This is a genomic window from Pseudomonas sp. IT-P395 (genome assembly GCF_949767675.1).
Lineage (GTDB): Bacteria > Pseudomonadota > Gammaproteobacteria > Pseudomonadales > Pseudomonadaceae > Aquipseudomonas.
This window is the reverse complement of the sequence record NZ_CATKPW010000055.1, coordinates 273,833-288,693: the sequence shown is the minus strand read 5'-3', so window position 1 is coordinate 288,693 and position 14,861 is coordinate 273,833. Positions and strand designations below refer to the sequence as shown.

Sequence of the window (14,861 nt, the reverse complement as noted above, 5' to 3'; positions counted from 1 at the left end):
CATGCCTATCGACGAACTGTTTGCCCTGTATCCGCTGGCCTTTGTTTTCACTGCCCTGCTGCTGGGTCTGGTGGTTGGCAGCTTCCTCAACGTGCTGATCTGGCGCCTGCCGAAAATGCTCGAACGCGATTGGCGCCAGCAGGCCCACGACGTGCTCGGTTTGCCCGGCGAAACGCCGCTGCCCACCTACAACCTGATGCTGCCGCACTCCGAGTGCCCGCATTGCGCCCACCGGATCCGTCCGTGGGAAAACATTCCCCTGCTCAGTTATCTATGGCTGCGCGGGCGTTGTTCAGCGTGCGCGGCGCCCATCAGCAAACGCTATCCTTTGACCGAACTGACTTGCGGGTTGCTCTCGGCCTTCATCGCCTGGCACTTCGGTTTCGGTTGGCCGGCGTGCTTGTTGATCTTGCTCACCTGGGGGTTACTGGCGATGAGCCTGATCGACACCGAACATCAACTGCTGCCCGATGTGCTGGTGCTGCCGCTGCTGTGGCTGGGGTTGATCGTCAACAGCTTCGGCCTGTTCGTGTCGTTGCACGATGCGCTGTGGGGCGCGGTGGCCGGTTACCTGACGCTGTGGTCGGTGTTCTGGCTGTTCAAACTGCTGACCGGCAAGGACGGCATCGGTCACGGTGATTTCAAGTTGCTGGCGCTGCTCGGCGCGTGGGGCGGCTGGCAGATTCTGCCGCTGACCATCCTGCTGTCATCGCTGGTGGGCGCCATTATCGGGGTGGTTTTACTGCGCTTGCGCAATGAGAAAACCTCCACGCCGATACCCTTTGGCCCCTGGCTGGCAATTGCCGGCTGGATTGCCTTGCTCTGGGGTGGTCAAATAACCGGCTTCTATTGGCAGTTTGTCGGTTTGAAATGAATACCCCTGTGGAAAAACCCTGGATTCTCGGCCTCACCGGCGGCATCGGCAGCGGCAAAAGCGCGGCGGCTCAGCACTTCATTGATCTGGGTGTCCACGTGGTGGATGCCGATCACGCGGCGCGTTGGGTGGTTGAACCCGGGCGTGCGGCGCTGACAAAGATTGCCGAACACTTCGGCCCCGGCGTGCTGCAGGCCGATGGCACGCTGGACCGCGCCGCCCTGCGCAAACTGATTTTCGAATTGCCGGAGCAACGTCGCTGGCTCGAAGCGCTGCTGCATCCGTTGATCGCCGAAGAAATCGCCCATCACCTGGCGCTGGCAAAATCGCCTTACGCGATTCTGGTTTCGCCACTGCTGATCGAATCCGGGCAATACGCGATGACCCAGCGCATCCTGGTGATCGACGCCCCGCAACAATTGCAGATCGAACGCACCTTGCAGCGTGACCAGACCAGCGAGCAGCAGGTTCAGGCGATCCTCAAGGCTCAGTCGAGCCGCGAAGACCGTGTAAGCCGCGCCGACGACGTGGTGGTCAACGACCGCGATCTCGCTTGGCTGCACAGCGAAGTCGAGCGTCTGCATCACTTTTACCTGACTTTATCCGGAGGCCAAGCATGAGCCAGATCCCCACCGTTGAATGCCCGACCTGTGGCGCCCCCGTAGAATTCACCGCCGAAAACAAGTTTCGGCCGTTCTGCTCCGATCGCTGCAAACTGATCGACCTCGGCGCCTGGGCGTCGGAAGAACACAAAATTCCGGTCGCACCGGATGCCGAGGACGAACTGTTTTCCGGTGACTTCGATCCGCGCCACTGATCCTCTCAGGGCCGCATAAAGCCGTAGTCCTGATCGTCGTCGAGGTTTTCCGCCAGAAAGCGCAACTCGTCGGCCAGGTCTTCGGCGTTGCGCACGGCCTTGCTCTGCTGCACCACCGCACTGAGCAAGGCGCGCAAACTCAACCCCGGGTCAAAGCCCACCTCCTGCGCCATGTCCAGACTCTGTCGGGTTTCCTGCCTTGCCCACTCGTAAACGCTCATGCCGCTGCTCCTGAAGAGATTTGCGCGAGCATGAAATTTCCCGCGCGTGGCGGGTTTGATGTGGATCAAGACTTGGGGTCGTCGTCCTTCCACGGCGCCGAAAGGTAGCGCGTGCGGTTGAAGGTCTCCAGCCATTCCGGGCTGAATACCACCAGCGCACTGACGATCATGCCGTTGATGAACGCCTCGGGGAAAATGATCAGCCACACGTAACCGATGAAGTCTTCCAGCCACTCCGGCATGGCGAAGAGGCCGTCGTACCACAGCAGCGTCAGGCTGAGGATCAGGCACAACAGGGCCGACAACGCGGCGGCAAAAAATCCGGAACAGAAGATGTACACGAACGGGTTGCGCGGCTGCGCCCGCTCGACGAGGATCGCCACACACTCGGTGACCAGCACCGGCAGCAAAATGAACAAGGCACCATTGACCCCCATCGCCGCGAGATCCTGACGCCCGAGCAGCACCAGGCCGATTTGCGCCACCAGCCCGCCGACGATCGCCAGCGGCCAGTCCAGCAGCAGTGTCACCGCCGTCATGCCGAGGAAGTGATACGACACACCGGTATCGAAATCCCTGCGCATCAACCACAACAGAAACAACGCAAACACGGTGCCGAACAGCAGATGCTGACGCCGGCTGTCGCTGAACAACTCGACCCACGGTGCACGCATGATCGCCCAGAGCAACACCGGCAAGTAAATCAGCCAGCCCAGCAGCAGACTTTCAGTCGCCAGCACCTCGACGCCGATCATGGGCGCGCCTTCTCCAGTGCCTCGCGCAGCTCGCTCGCGTTGGCGTATTCACGTTGCGAGAGCAATTGACCGTCCTTGAGTTGCAACCACAACACCTGCCCTTCCGCGCCGGGATAGCGCGATGCAACCCGACCTTCTCGATCGAGCATGACTCGATAGCGGTAGTCGCGCATGGCCGGTACGGCAAACATTTTGGCAATCAGCGCCGGCATGCGCTGGATGTCGGCAACGAATACTGCGTGGCGCGCCTCCAGATAGCCCTTGGGCCGATCCTTCAACGCTTCTTTGATCAGTTTGGCGCCGTCCATATCGCGCGCCACCAGCAGCGTGGTGGTGCTGTTGTCGAGGGTGAAGGGTTGCTCGTACTGATCGAGTAACGTCCAGGGAGCCAGACGCTCGCCGGTTTCGAGTGCATGGGCACACAGCGGAAAAACAGCAAACAGCAGCAGCCAGCGAAATTTCACGATGAGTCCTCACGGTTTGGCGCAAATAATCGATTGCCATGAGTCTACACCGCCCTTCTCGACTGCCCACTGATGCACTTTGCCGCGTAACGCTTTCAGCTTGTCGCATTTGAACGCTAAGCTTGGGCTTATGGATGACTCAGATTATTTACGCCTGCTGACCATCGCGGCCGAGCAGGCCAACGCCTTTCTGTCCAATGCCCGCAAATGGGAGCGTGAGCGTTGGGTCTGCCAACGCCTGCTGCAAGGCCTCAACATTCCCTACCGCGCCGACGAATTCGCGCCGGCCGGCGAACCGCCGGATGTGCTGTTTCGCGATGCCAATTTCGAGGTGTTCTTCGTGCTCGACGAGGGGCGCCGACTCAACGACGAATGGCGCGATGAACTGCAGCGCCGCCGCAGCGCCTTTTCCCTCAGCCAACTGGTGCGCCGCGAAGCCAAACCGAAACGGATCCCGGCCAATGAATTCTTGCTGCGACTGGCGCCGACCCTGCGCAAAAAAGCCCACAACTACAAGGAACGCGGCATGGATCTGGGCGAACTGGATATCATCGCCTTCGCCAGTCTTAAACGTGAGGTGCTGGATCTGAACAGCCATTTCCCCCCGCCCACCGAATATCTGCGCCAGGGCTGGCGCTCGCTGTCGCTGGTCGGCCCGACTTTCGCCCGCGTGCTGTTCGCCCATCCGGATGCGCCGGACTTTCTGCGCAGCAACCTCGGTCGCAGCATTGTTTTCGATGTCGGGATCAGCCTGTGACGCCGCTGCAGCAATTGATCGCCGATGTGCCGCAAACCGGCCGCGTGCGCTGGATCGGCGTGCGTCCGGAATCCCGTGGGCCGATGATCGAACTTGATGCGGTGGAAGCGCGTCTGGAAGCAGGGCTGACCGGCGATCACGCCCGTCCCGGTGTGCGTAACGCGCGGCAGGTGACGTTGGTCCAGTGGGAACATCTGGCAGTGATCAGCGCATTGATGGGCCGCCCCGACGATCAACCCGTCAGGCCTGAAGACCTGCGGCGCAACCTTGTTATCAGCGGTATCAATTTGTTTAGCCTGAAAGGTCGGCGCTTTCGCATCGGTCAGGCAATATTCGAAACCACGGGCTGGTGTCAGCCCTGCGCACGCCTGCAGAACAACCTCGGCCCGGGCACCTTTCAAGCGGTGCGCGGACATGGCGGAATTACCGCGCGGGTGTTACAAAGCGGGATCATTCGCCTCGAAGACCGGGTCAGCGTCGAGCCGGTTCCGGACAGCGGCTATGCTGCGTTCAACCCCGGATAAAAACCGCTGTAGCTTCTGTCCATTCAGCAACGTCTACCTGACGAGGCAAATATGACCAGCCGCCTGAACCCCGAAGACCAGAAACATGTCGAAGAGTACCTGCAACTGTCCCAACACCGAGTCGAGCGCCGGCCTTTCCGGCCGTGGATGCTCCTGGTGCTGGTGCTGGCAGTGACCATTGGTCTGGGCCTGTTGAGCCGATTTATCAGTTACCTGACGCTATGAGCTGCCTCGCGCTCGCTTGGGTAACGACACCGATTTCCTTTAAAAACCTTGCGAGTTATCCCTATGTCCCATCGTATTGTTATTGTCGGCGGCGGCGCCGGCGGTCTGGAGTTGGCTACCCGTCTGGGTAAGACTCTGGGCAAGCGCGGCACGGCCAGTGTGATGCTGGTCGACGCCAACCTGACACACATCTGGAAACCGCTGCTGCACGAAGTGGCCGCCGGATCGCTGAACTCTTCCGAAGACGAACTCAACTATGTTGCCCAGGCGAAATGGAACCACTTCGAGTTCCAGCTGGGGCGCATGAGCGGGCTTGATCGCGCACAGAAGAAAATCCAGCTGGCGGCGACCTACGACGAAAACGGCGTCGAGCTAGTGCCGGCGCGTGAAGTGCAGTACGACTCGCTGGTGATCAGCGTCGGCAGTACCACCAATGATTTCGGCACTCAGGGCGCGGCGCAGCACTGCCTGTTCCTCGACACGCGCAAACAGGCCGAGCGTTTCCACCAACAACTGCTCAATCACTATCTGCGTGCGCACGCCGGGCAAACCGATGTGGTCGAACAGATCAGCGTAGCGATCGTCGGCGCTGGCGCCACGGGCGTCGAGCTGGCGGCAGAACTGCACAATGCCGCCCATGAACTGGCGGCGTATGGTCTGGACCGGATCAAACCGGAAAACATGCACATCACTCTGATCGAAGCCGGCCCACGGGTGTTGCCGGCCCTGCCCGAGCGTATCAGCGGGCCGGTGCACAAAACCCTGGAAAAGCTCGGGGTCAAGGTCATGACCAACGCGTCGGTCAGCGAAGTGACCGCCGACAGTCTGATCACGGCCGATGGCAATGAGATCAAGGCCAGCCTGAAAGTCTGGGCTGCCGGTATTCGCGCACCAGGTTTCCTCAAGGACATCGACGGTCTGGAAACCAATCGCATTAATCAGCTGCAAGTGCTGCCGACGCTGCAAACCACTCGCGACGAAAACATCTTTGCCTTCGGCGATTGCGCTGCGTGCCCGCAACCGGGCACCGATCGTAACGTGCCGCCACGGGCGCAAGCCGCGCACCAACAGGCGTCGTTGCTGGCCAAGTCGCTGAAGCTGCGCATCGAAGGCAAGACCCTGCCGGAGTACAAGTACACCGACTACGGCTCGCTGATCTCGCTGTCGCGTTTTTCGGCGGTGGGTAACTTGATGGGCAACCTGACCGGCAGCGTGATGCTTGAAGGCTGGCTGGCGCGGATGTTTTACGTGTCGCTGTACCGCATGCACCAGATGGCGCTGTACGGGCCGTTCCGCACGGCGATGCTGATGCTGGGCAGCAAGATCGGCCGTGGCACTGAACCGCGTCTGAAACTGCATTGATGTAAACCTGTGGGAGCGAGCCTGCTCCGGGCGGCGATCCGACGAAAGCGTTCTGTCAGTCGTTATTGATGCGACTGATCTGATGCATTCGCGAGCAGGCTCGCTCCCACAATGTTTTGTGTTGATCGAAAGATCTGTTTCTTACTGTATCCCCGCCCCGCTTTTCCCTCCTTCGCTTACAAACTCCCCCGCTGCGCGACACAGTCGCGATACACCGCCACCGCCTAATGGCCACACCCGAGCACACCTGCTCAGGCTTTCGTCCTTAACGTGTGGTTGCGTTGTGCAGCCAGGAGAATGTAAATGTCCCGTACTTCGACCCTCGGTAAAAAATCCATTGGCCTGATCGGCGCAGCGTTGGCTGGCGGGCTGATGTTGTCCGGATCGGTGTTTGCCGCCCAGCCACTGGCACAGGGCTACATGGTCGCCTCGGCGGAAACCTCGGTGAAAGCGCCGGAAGGCAAATGCGGTGAAGGCAAATGCGGCGATGCCTCGATGGCCAAGACTGACAGCGACGGTGACGGTAAGGTCTCCCGCGCCGAATTCCTCAAAGTCGCACCGAAGTCCGACTTCGACAAGATCGACACCAACCATGACGGTTTCATCGACGAGCAAGAGGCCTACAACAACGTAAAGGCCAACTTTGAAGCCAACGGCAAGAAGATGCCAAAAGGTCTGTTCGAGCACCTGAAAGATCAAGACGGCGCCTGATCGGCAGAAAAAGCCGCGCTTCTCCTGAGAGAAGCGCGGCTTTTTTATGCGTGGTTATTTACAGCTGGAAACGCCGCACCATGCCTTGCAAAGCATTGGCCAGTTGCGACAACTCATGGCTGGAGGCGCTGGTCTGGTCGGCACCGGCGGCAGAACGTACCGACAAATCCCGAATATTCACCAGATTGCGGTCCACTTCCCGCGCGACTTGCGCTTGTTCTTCCGCAGCGCTGGCAATCACCAGATTGCGCTCATGGATCTCATGCACCGACGCGGTAATGGTTTGCAGCGCCTCACCGGCGCGCTCAGCCAAGGCCAGCGTGGTCGTCGCCCGCGCGGTACTGGCCTGCATCGAATCCAGCGCCAGGCTCGAACCGCTGCGCATGCCCTGGACCATCTGCTCGATCTCCTGAGTCGATTGCTGCGTGCGATAGGCCAGCGCGCGTACTTCATCGGCCACTACGGCGAAACCTCGCCCGCTCTCACCGGCCCGCGCCGCTTCAATAGCCGCGTTGAGCGCCAACAGATTGGTCTGCTCGGCGATCGCCCGAATCACGTCGAGTACTTTGCCGATGTCCTGCGATTGGTTGGCCAGTGATTGCACCAACTCACCGGTCTGTTGCACATCGCTGGCCAGTGCGTTGATGGCCGTGGCGGTCTCACTGACACGCACCTGGCCCAGATGCGCCGACTCGCTGGACTGGCGGGTCGCGTCAGAAGTCGACACCGCATTGCGTGCGACCTCTTCCACCGCAGCCGTCATCTGATTGACCGCTGTCGCGGCTTGTTCGATTTCGTGGTTCTGCTGTTGCAGCCCTTGCGTACTGTCGAGTGTTACCGCATTGAGTTCATCGGCAGCGGTCGCCAGTTGCGTGGCGGAACCGCTGATGCCTTGCAGCGTCTCGCGCAGGTTTTGCTGCATGGTCGCCAAGGCTTTGAGCAAACGACTGACTTCGTCGTTGCCATGAGTTTCGATCGGCCGGGTCAGATCACCCTGCGCGACACTTTCTGCGGCGCTCACGGCACTGCTCAGCGGTCGAACGATGCTGCGCGTGAGCATCATCGCCAGTGCTACCGTGGCCAGCGCGGCCAACGCAATGAACAAACTGACGATCGTGCGCGAGTTTTCGTAGTGCGCAGCGGACTTCTGGCTTTCAGCCGCGACCTGTTTGGCAAACAGGTCTGCCAGGTCGTTGAGTTGTTTGCCGGAGCCATCGACGACAGTTTTCATGTCGACCAACAGCAACTTGGTCAGCTCATCACGCTTGCCTTGCTCGGCAAGGGCGAAGGATTGAGCGATACCGCTGCGATACGCGGCGAAGGTTTTTTTGAACTGGTCGTATAACTGTTGGCCTTCCGGGGTGTTGACCAGTTTGTCGTAGGCGGCGATTTTCTCGCTCAGCTCCTTGTCGCGGGTGTCCATCTGGCTGCGGTAGGTGGCGATATTGTTCGCATCCTGGTCCAGCGCCATGCGCAACGAGATGGTGCGAATGCGCAGCATGATCTCGCGAATCTCGTCGCCGCCACGAATGCTTGGCAGCCACTGATTTTCTACCGCAACTTCACTGTCGCGAATACTCGACATCTGCCCCAGCGCAAACACGCCGAGCAAGGCGACCAACACCGCAATCAGGGCAAATCCCAAGGCAGCCCGGGGAGCAATATTCAACTGACGAAGCAACATGACGCACGCCCTTATTCTTGTATTGGCCAGATTCAAGGGGCGAAAGCCATGGCAGTCCCCTCGTGTTAGCGGGCTATCGGCAGGTTGTATGATGACTTGAAGGGAAATGAGTTTTTGTCGGACAAAAAAAATCCCCGTATCTTTCGATACGAGGATTTTTAATATGGTCGGGGTAAGGGGATTCGAACTCCTGACATCCTGCTCCCAAAGCAGGCGCGCTACCGGACTGCGCTATACCCCGGTAAAAAAAAGGCGACCTTTCAAAGATCGCCTTCTTCGATCAGCGCTTTTGGCCTCTGATCTTAAGATTCGATCCCAGCGCTAACTGGTTTCAAAAATGGTGGGTCGTGTGGGATTCGAACCTACGACCAATTGGTTAAAAGCCAACTGCTCTACCAACTGAGCTAACGACCCAAAAATGGTCGGGGTAAGGGGATTCGAACTCCTGACATCCTGCTCCCAAAGCAGGCGCGCTACCGGACTGCGCTATACCCCGGTTTGAAATTGGCTCCGTGACCAGGACTCGAACCTGGGACCCAATGATTAACAGTCATTTGCTCTACCGACTGAGCTATCACGGAACTACATATTTCAATTTACAACGGTGAAACTTGTTGCTTTCAGTCACTCGTTCGCATCGCTGCGTTCGTGTGTCTGAGGCGCGCTATTCTACAACCTAGAACACCTCTGTCAACCCCCTAAATTGCTTTCAAGTTAATGATTTGCAACTTATTTCAGATTTCAACTCAGTGAGCTGAGACCGTCTTGGCGACTGACTGCGGGGCGCACTTTACAAGCCTTTTCCTTTGAGTTCAACAGCCTAACGAAAAAAAAGGCCCCACAAGGTGGGGCCTGCCAATTTTCATTGGCGTTTGGACTTAGTTGAAAACGATTTCGTCGTTCTCAACCACGCCGGTTGCGGTGTCGCCTGGCATGAAGTGACCCGAAAGGATCAATTGCGCCAGCGGGTTTTCGATCCAGCGCTGAATCGCGCGTTTCAAAGGACGTGCGCCATACACTGGGTCGTAACCGACAGCGATCAGCTTATCCATCGCTTCCGGGCTCAGTTCCAGCTTCAGCTCACGCTCAGCCAGACGCGTACGCAGGCGACCCAACTGGATCTCGGTGATGCCCGCAATCTGATCCCGCGCCAGTGGCTCGAAGATCACCACTTCGTCGACCCGGTTGATGAACTCCGGACGGAAGTGCGACGTCAGCGCATCCATCACCGCAGCACGCTGCGCTTCACGATCACCGACCAGCTCCTGGATCTGTACCGACCCCAGGTTCGAGGTCATGACGATCACGGTATTGCGGAAGTCCACCGTACGGCCATGGCTGTCAGTCAGGCGACCGTCCTCGAGCACTTGCAGCAAGATGTTGAACACATCCGGGTGCGCCTTCTCGACTTCGTCCAGCAGGATCACCGAATAAGGCTTGCGACGCACCGCTTCGGTCAGGTAACCGCCCTCTTCATAGCCGACGTATCCCGGTGGCGCACCGATCAGACGCGCCACGGAATGTTTCTCCATGAACTCGGACATGTCGATCCGCACCATCGCCTCTTCCGTATCAAAGAGGAATTCGGCCAGCGCCTTGCACAGTTCGGTTTTACCGACACCGGTCGGGCCGAGGAACATGAACGAGCCGCTTGGACGATTCGGATCGGACAACCCGGCACGCGAACGGCGTACAGCGTTAGCGACGGCAACCACCGCTTCTTCCTGGCCGATCACGCGTTTGTGCAACAGGCTTTCCATCTTCATCAGCTTGTCGCGCTCGCCTTCGAGCATTTTCGACACGGGGATGCCGGTCCACTTCGATACAACTTCAGCGATTTCTTCTTCAGTCACTTTGCTGCGCAGCAGTTGGTTTTCGCTCTTGCCGTGCTGATCGACCATTTGCAGGCTACGCTCCAGATCCGGGATCACCCCGTACTGCAACTCGGCCATGCGGTTAAGGTCGCCCTTACGGCGTGCGGCTTCCAGCTCCTGACGCGACTGTTCGATCTTCTGCTGAATCTGCGCAGAACCCTGCACCTCGGCTTTCTCCGAGTTCCAGATTTCTTCCAGGTCCGAGTACTCGCGCTCCAGACGGACGATTTCTTCCTGGAGTTTTTCCAGACGTTTCATCGCCGCTTCGTCGCTTTCTTTCTTCAGCGCCTGGGATTCCACCTTCAACTGAATCAGGCGACGCTCCAGACGATCGAGCACTTCCGGCTTGGAATCGATTTCCATGCGGATACGGCTCGCGGCCTCGTCGATCAGGTCGATGGCCTTGTCCGGCAACTGCCGGTCAGTGATGTAGCGATGGCTGAGCTTGGCCGCGGCGATGATCGCGCCGTCGGTGATCGCCACTTTATGGTGAACCTCGTAACGCTCTTTGAGGCCCCGCAGGATGGCGATGGTGTCTTCTTCGCTTGGCTCATCCACCAATACTTTCTGGAAGCGTCGCTCGAGCGCCGCGTCCTTCTCTATATATTGGCGGTACTCGTTGAGCGTGGTCGCACCGACGCAGTGCAACTCGCCGCGCGCCAGTGCTGGCTTGAGCATGTTGCCGGCGTCCATCGAACCTTCGCCCTTACCGGCGCCGACCATGGTGTGCAGTTCGTCGATGAACAGAATGATCTGCCCTTCCTGCTTCGACAGCTCGTTGAGCAGCGATTTCAGGCGCTCTTCGAACTCACCGCGATACTTGGCACCGGCAATCAACGCGCCCATATCCAGCGAGAGCAGACGCTTGCCTTTAAGGCCGTCCGGCACTTCGCCATTGATGATGCGCTGCGCCAGGCCTTCGGCGATTGCGGTTTTACCCACGCCGGGCTCGCCGATCAGCACCGGGTTGTTCTTGGTGCGGCGTTGCAGAACCTGAATGGTGCGACGGATTTCGTCATCACGACCGATCACCGGATCGAGCTTGCCGTCTTCGGCGCGCTTGGTCAGGTCGACGGTGTATTTATCCAGCGCCTGCCGCGACTCTTCGTGGTTGGCGTCGTTAACCGCTTCGCCGCCACGCAGGTTATTGATCGCGTTTTCCAAAGCTTTCTTGCTCACGCCCTGGCCGAGCAGCAACTTGCCGAGCTTGCTGTTCTCGTCCATCGCCGCGAGCAACACCAGTTCGCTGGAAATGAACTGATCGCCCTTCTGCTGGGCCAGCCGGTCAGCCTGGTTAAGCAGGCGCGCCAGATCCTGCGACATGTTGACGTCGCCAGTGGGGTTCTGGATTTTTGGTAATTGGTCGAGCTCTTTGGTCAGCTCTTTACGCAAGCTGTTGACGTCGAAGCCCACCTGCATCAGCAGAGGTTTGATCGAACCACCCTGCTGTTCAAGCATGGCTTGCATCAAGTGCGCCGGCTCGATGGCCGGATGATCGTGGCCGACAGCCAACGACTGGGCGTCGGACAAGGCCAACTGTAATTTGCTGGTTAAACGGTCTATACGCATGGGTCACCTTCCTTTTGAGCAGGCCGGACCTAAAAAACCATCCTGAATAAAGAAACCTGCCAGATACCACTGTAGATGCGGTCGATTCTGCAAGATTCAAGCGTCAGGCAGTTGATGCAGATCAGACAGTCTAGCGGGTGAGCCAAACCAAGGAGGCGAAGCGACCGGTGCGTGAAGCACGGCGATAGGAGAAGAAGCGTGGATCGGTCACGGTGCAGAAGCCACCGCCGTAAACCGCTGTGACACCACGAGCCGCCAGGCGCAGGCGCGCCAGCAAGTAGATGTCAGCCATGAACTTGCCGGCATTGTGGCTCGGCACGAAGGCATCTGCCGCTGCGGGCAATTGATCAATAAAGACTTCCCGCACTTCCGGGCCGACTTCAAAGGCCTTCGGGCCAATCGCCGGGCCGAGCCAGACCAAAACGTCTTCAGCCGGAACATTGAGGCTGTCGAGGGTCGCTTCCAGCACACCCGCCGCCAGACCACGCCAACCGGCGTGAGCCGCTGCGACGCGAGTACCGGCACGATCGCAGAATAATGCTGGCAGACAGTCTGCCGTCATCGCCGCGCAGGCAATGCCCGGCGTTGCCGTCCAGCTGGCATCGGCAGTCGCAACAATGCCCGGATCAGCATGCGCCACGGCAATCCCGTGCACTTGCTGCAACCAGGCAGGCTGTATAGAGAAGTGATCGGTCAGGCGCCGTCGGTTCTCGGCAACAGCCTCAGGACGATCATCGACATGATCGCCCAGATTGAGGCTGTCGAACGGCGCCTCGCTGACACCGCCCTCGCGGGTGGTGACGCAGGCTTTGACGCTGGCCGGCGCAGGCCAGTCCGGCGTCAGCCAGTTCATCCGACGAAGGCCTCGCGATCCTGCTTGAGCAGGGTCAGCAGCCAGACGAAATCTTCTGGCAGCGGCGATTCCCAGCTCATGCGCACACCGGTCGTCGGATGATCGAGTTCAAGGAAGCGCGCATGCAGGGCCTGACGCGGGAAATGCTTGAGGGACTCAACCATCGTCGGGTTTGCCGCCGGCGGAATGCGGAAACGGCCGCCATACGCCGGATCACCGACCAACGGGAAGTTGATATGCGACATGTGCACGCGAATCTGGTGCGTACGACCGGTTTCCAGCTTCACCCGTACGTGGGTGTGGGAGCGGAAGCGCTCCAGCACGCGGTAGTGGCTGACGGCAGGCTTGCCACCTTCCATAACCGCCATGCGCTGGCGCTGCTGGCCGTGACGACCGATCGGGGCGTTGATCTTGCCCCCGGCGGTCACGACACCAATCACGATGCACTCATAGATGCGGCTGACGCTGCGACTCTGCAGTTGAGTAACAAGCTTGGTCTGCGCCTGAATGGTCTTGGCCACCACCATCAGACCGGTGGTGTCCTTGTCCAGACGATGCACGATGCCGGCACGCGGGACATTGATGATGTCCGGCACGTGGTGCAGCAAGGCGTTGAGCAAGGTGCCATCGGCGTGACCGGCAGCCGGGTGTACCACCAGGCCCGCAGGCTTGTTGATCACCAGAATGTCGTCGTCTTCATAGACGATGTCGAGCTCGATGTCCTGAGCGATCCATTCACCCTGGGCTTCCTGCTCGGCAGTCAGCTCAAGGATGGCACCGCCATGCACGATGTCGCGCGGGCGGATGACCGCCCCGTCCACAGTCAGGCGACCTTCTTTGATCCAGGCGGAAAGGCGCGAGCGTGAGTGCTCAGCGAAGAGTTGGGCAGCGACTTGATCGAGGCGTTGGCCGCCCAATTCGGACGGCACCTCTGCGCGAAGTTCAATTTTATCGGACATGCTCTGACTGTGCGTCGGCACAGCTTTTGGTTTCGGCTGCGCGCTTGTGGTTAAATACGGCGTCTTTTGCCCCGAGGCTTTTCAACGGGGCGCTCATCATAACAGGACGGCCCCGCCCAAGACAGCGGCCGTCATAGGGACGCAAGCCGCCATGCAAGTGAAACACCTGCTGCTGATCGCCATCCTCGCATTGACCGCTGCTTGCTCATCGAAGGAAGTCGTAGACGAAAACCTCAGCGAAGCCGAGCTGTATCAGCAGGCTCAGACTGACCTGGACAACAACAGCTACACCAGCGCCACAGCCAAGCTGAAGGCTCTGGAGTCGCGTTATCCGTTCGGTCGCTACGCCGATCAGGCACAGCTGGAGCTGATCTACGCCAACTACAAGAACGCCGAGCCGGAAGCTGCAAAGTCCGCCGCCGAGCGTTTCATTCGTTTGCATCCGCAGCACCCGAACGTGGATTACGCCTACTATCTGAAAGGTCTGACCTCTTTCGACCAGGACGTCGGCCTGCTGGCGCGCTTCCTGCCGCTGGACATGACCAAGCGTGACCCGGGCGCCGCCCGCGACTCGTACAACGAGTTCGCACAGCTGACCAGCCGTTATCCGAACAGCCGCTACGCGCCGGACGCCAAGCAGCGCATGATCTACCTGCGCAACCTGCTGGCCGCTTACGAAATCCACGTGGCCGACTACTACCTGACCCGTCAGGCGTATGTAGCCGCTGCCAACCGTGGCCGTTACGTAGTGGAAAACTTCCAGGAAACCCCATCGGTCGGCGACGGCCTGGCAGTGATGACTGAAGCCTACCAGCGTCTGCACCTGGACGAACTGGCGGCCACCAGCCTGGAAACCCTGAAGCTCAACTACCCGAACCACCCGAGCCTGCAAGACGGCCAGTTCGTGCCACGGGTTGCCGAAGCCGACAACCGTTCGTTCCTGAGCAAGGCGACGTTGGGTCTGATCGAGTCGCGTCCACCGCTGCCGCCGGGCGAAACCCGCGCCAACCAGGACGTGCAGAAGCAGTTCCAGGACGCGAAAGACGCGATCCCGAACGAGCTCAAGCCTAAAGACGAAAACGGCGACGTGATCGAAGAGCCGGAACCAGAGTCGAGCAACACCGACCGCTCGTGGTTCAGCTACATGACTTTCGGCGTGTTCGACTGATCACACCGGCGGTACAGAAAAGGGAGATCTGCGGATCTCCCTTT

The 14,861-nt window shown here is 59.4% G+C and carries 16 protein-coding genes, 4 tRNA genes and 1 pseudogene; 9 read left to right on the top strand and 12 right to left on the bottom strand.

Annotated elements, in window-relative coordinates; all coding sequences use genetic code 11:
* The first annotated feature begins 1 nt into the window (after window position 1).
* The 3 genes from ACM6IN_RS23495 to yacG are packed head-to-tail and all read left to right on the top strand — an operon-like array spanning window position 2 to window position 1,691.
* Window positions 2–874, top strand: coding sequence for a prepilin peptidase (locus tag ACM6IN_RS23495; RefSeq protein WP_414916779.1), 873 nt, complete (start codon window positions 2–4; stop codon window positions 872–874).
* Window positions 871–1,494, top strand: a complete 624-nt coding sequence (coaE, locus tag ACM6IN_RS23490) for a dephospho-CoA kinase (protein ID WP_414916778.1) — start codon at window positions 871–873, stop codon at window positions 1,492–1,494. Before ACM6IN_RS23495 ends, coaE begins: the two co-directional genes overlap by 4 nt.
* Window positions 1,491–1,691, top strand: coding sequence for a DNA gyrase inhibitor YacG (yacG, locus tag ACM6IN_RS23485; RefSeq protein ID WP_007909902.1), 201 nt, complete (start codon window positions 1,491–1,493; stop codon window positions 1,689–1,691). Before coaE ends, yacG begins: the two co-directional genes overlap by 4 nt.
* Before the next feature lie 5 nt (window positions 1,692–1,696).
* On the opposite strand, the gene ACM6IN_RS23480 is transcribed toward yacG, so the two are convergent.
* The 3 genes from ACM6IN_RS23480 to ACM6IN_RS23470 all read right to left on the bottom strand — a co-directional run bounded on the left by ACM6IN_RS23480 (window position 1,697) and on the right by ACM6IN_RS23470 (window position 3,131).
* Entirely contained in the window at window positions 1,697–1,912 is a 216-nt protein-coding gene (locus tag ACM6IN_RS23480; protein ID WP_007909901.1) for a hypothetical protein, read from the bottom strand.
* Between the two features lie 65 nt (window positions 1,913–1,977).
* A complete protein-coding gene (locus ACM6IN_RS23475) occupies window positions 1,978–2,667 on the bottom strand; it encodes an energy-coupling factor ABC transporter permease (RefSeq protein WP_123375917.1) in 690 nt (229 codons plus the stop codon).
* A complete protein-coding gene (locus ACM6IN_RS23470) occupies window positions 2,664–3,131 on the bottom strand; it encodes an FAD/FMN-containing dehydrogenase (protein WP_414916777.1) in 468 nt (155 codons plus the stop codon). Before ACM6IN_RS23470 ends, ACM6IN_RS23475 begins: the two co-directional genes overlap by 4 nt.
* A 130-nt stretch (window positions 3,132–3,261) precedes the next feature.
* Here ACM6IN_RS23470 and ACM6IN_RS23465 point away from each other — a divergent pair, with 130 nt between their 5' ends.
* The 5 genes from ACM6IN_RS23465 to ACM6IN_RS23445 all read left to right on the top strand — a co-directional run bounded on the left by ACM6IN_RS23465 (window position 3,262) and on the right by ACM6IN_RS23445 (window position 6,710).
* A complete protein-coding gene (locus tag ACM6IN_RS23465; protein ID WP_007909887.1) occupies window positions 3,262–3,888 on the top strand; it encodes a DUF1780 domain-containing protein in 627 nt (208 codons plus the stop codon).
* A complete protein-coding gene (locus ACM6IN_RS23460) occupies window positions 3,885–4,412 on the top strand; it encodes an MOSC domain-containing protein (protein WP_414916776.1) in 528 nt (175 codons plus the stop codon). The genes ACM6IN_RS23465 and ACM6IN_RS23460 overlap by 4 nt, the downstream gene beginning before the upstream one ends.
* A 51-nt stretch (window positions 4,413–4,463) precedes the next feature.
* Window positions 4,464–4,637 carry a DUF3094 domain-containing protein gene (locus ACM6IN_RS23455; protein ID WP_007909875.1) on the top strand — a complete coding sequence of 58 codons (174 nt, stop codon included), beginning with the start codon at window positions 4,464–4,466 and terminating at the stop codon, window positions 4,635–4,637.
* A gap of 63 nt (window positions 4,638–4,700) precedes the next feature.
* On the top strand, window positions 4,701–5,999 hold the full coding sequence (locus ACM6IN_RS23450) for an NAD(P)/FAD-dependent oxidoreductase (RefSeq protein WP_007909874.1): 1,299 nt from the start codon (window positions 4,701–4,703) through the stop codon (window positions 5,997–5,999).
* A 303-nt stretch (window positions 6,000–6,302) separates the two neighbouring features.
* Complete coding sequence (locus ACM6IN_RS23445; protein WP_016986236.1) at window positions 6,303–6,710, top strand: hypothetical protein; 408 nt, start codon at window positions 6,303–6,305, stop codon at window positions 6,708–6,710.
* Window positions 6,711–6,768: 58 nt separating this feature from the next.
* Here the strand turns inward: ACM6IN_RS23445 and ACM6IN_RS23440 are convergent, their stop codons facing one another.
* From ACM6IN_RS23440 to rluD, 9 genes and pseudogenes are all read right to left on the bottom strand, one after another.
* Window positions 6,769–7,632: a methyl-accepting chemotaxis protein gene (locus ACM6IN_RS23440; protein WP_409212654.1), complete on the bottom strand. Its 864-nt coding sequence runs from the start codon at window positions 7,630–7,632 to the stop codon at window positions 6,769–6,771.
* Window positions 7,624–8,394, bottom strand: a pseudogene (locus tag ACM6IN_RS23435) (MCP four helix bundle domain-containing protein); the annotation flags it as partial. The pseudogene ACM6IN_RS23435 and the gene ACM6IN_RS23440, both read right to left, overlap by 9 nt.
* Before the next feature lie 164 nt (window positions 8,395–8,558).
* A tRNA-Pro gene (locus ACM6IN_RS23430) sits at window positions 8,559–8,635 on the bottom strand.
* Between the two features lie 97 nt (window positions 8,636–8,732).
* A tRNA-Lys gene (locus tag ACM6IN_RS23425) sits at window positions 8,733–8,808 on the bottom strand.
* A 5-nt stretch (window positions 8,809–8,813) separates the two neighbouring features.
* A tRNA-Pro gene (locus ACM6IN_RS23420) sits at window positions 8,814–8,890 on the bottom strand.
* Between the two features lie 9 nt (window positions 8,891–8,899).
* Window positions 8,900–8,975 (bottom strand) — tRNA-Asn (locus ACM6IN_RS23415).
* Between the two features lie 297 nt (window positions 8,976–9,272).
* Complete coding sequence (gene clpB / locus ACM6IN_RS23410; RefSeq protein WP_007909871.1) at window positions 9,273–11,837, bottom strand: ATP-dependent chaperone ClpB; 2,565 nt, start codon at window positions 11,835–11,837, stop codon at window positions 9,273–9,275.
* 130 nt (window positions 11,838–11,967) lie between these two features.
* Window positions 11,968–12,690 carry a peptidoglycan editing factor PgeF gene (gene pgeF, locus ACM6IN_RS23405; RefSeq protein ID WP_123375915.1) on the bottom strand — a complete coding sequence of 241 codons (723 nt, stop codon included), beginning with the start codon at window positions 12,688–12,690 and terminating at the stop codon, window positions 11,968–11,970.
* The gene (rluD, locus tag ACM6IN_RS23400; protein ID WP_007909858.1) at window positions 12,687–13,649 is read right to left on the bottom strand and encodes a 23S rRNA pseudouridine(1911/1915/1917) synthase RluD; all 963 of its coding nucleotides are present in this window, start codon (window positions 13,647–13,649) and stop codon (window positions 12,687–12,689) included. Before rluD ends, pgeF begins: the two co-directional genes overlap by 4 nt.
* A 151-nt stretch (window positions 13,650–13,800) precedes the next feature.
* Between rluD and ACM6IN_RS23395 the strand changes: the two genes are divergently transcribed.
* Window positions 13,801–14,817 (top strand): outer membrane protein assembly factor BamD, encoded by a 1,017-nt coding sequence (locus tag ACM6IN_RS23395; RefSeq protein ID WP_007909854.1) that lies wholly within the window; start codon window positions 13,801–13,803, stop codon window positions 14,815–14,817.
* Window positions 14,818–14,861 lie beyond the last annotated feature (44 nt).

What these genes read in the sequence shown, in the direction of transcription:
- ACM6IN_RS23495 (WP_414916779.1), top strand. Translation starts at nt 2, where the DNA reads ATGCCTATCGACGAACTGTTTGCCCTGTATCCGCTGGCCTTTGTTTTC.
- coaE (WP_414916778.1), top strand. Translation starts at nt 871, where the DNA reads ATGAATACCCCTGTGGAAAAACCCTGGATTCTCGGCCTCACCGGCGGC.
- yacG (WP_007909902.1), top strand. Translation starts at nt 1,491, where the DNA reads ATGAGCCAGATCCCCACCGTTGAATGCCCGACCTGTGGCGCCCCCGTA.
- ACM6IN_RS23480 (WP_007909901.1), bottom strand. Translation starts at nt 1,912, where the DNA reads ATGAGCGTTTACGAGTGGGCAAGGCAGGAAACCCGACAGAGTCTGGAC.
- ACM6IN_RS23475 (WP_123375917.1), bottom strand. Translation starts at nt 2,667, where the DNA reads ATGATCGGCGTCGAGGTGCTGGCGACTGAAAGTCTGCTGCTGGGCTGG.
- ACM6IN_RS23465 (WP_007909887.1), top strand. Translation starts at nt 3,262, where the DNA reads ATGGATGACTCAGATTATTTACGCCTGCTGACCATCGCGGCCGAGCAG.
- ACM6IN_RS23455 (WP_007909875.1), top strand. Translation starts at nt 4,464, where the DNA reads ATGACCAGCCGCCTGAACCCCGAAGACCAGAAACATGTCGAAGAGTAC.
- ACM6IN_RS23450 (WP_007909874.1), top strand. Translation starts at nt 4,701, where the DNA reads ATGTCCCATCGTATTGTTATTGTCGGCGGCGGCGCCGGCGGTCTGGAG.
- ACM6IN_RS23445 (WP_016986236.1), top strand. Translation starts at nt 6,303, where the DNA reads ATGTCCCGTACTTCGACCCTCGGTAAAAAATCCATTGGCCTGATCGGC.
- ACM6IN_RS23440 (WP_409212654.1), bottom strand. Translation starts at nt 7,632, where the DNA reads ATGCAGCAAAACCTGCGCGAGACGCTGCAAGGCATCAGCGGTTCCGCC.
- clpB (WP_007909871.1), bottom strand. Translation starts at nt 11,837, where the DNA reads ATGCGTATAGACCGTTTAACCAGCAAATTACAGTTGGCCTTGTCCGAC.
- pgeF (WP_123375915.1), bottom strand. Translation starts at nt 12,690, where the DNA reads ATGAACTGGCTGACGCCGGACTGGCCTGCGCCGGCCAGCGTCAAAGCC.
- rluD (WP_007909858.1), bottom strand. Translation starts at nt 13,649, where the DNA reads ATGTCCGATAAAATTGAACTTCGCGCAGAGGTGCCGTCCGAATTGGGC.
- ACM6IN_RS23395 (WP_007909854.1), top strand. Translation starts at nt 13,801, where the DNA reads ATGCAAGTGAAACACCTGCTGCTGATCGCCATCCTCGCATTGACCGCT.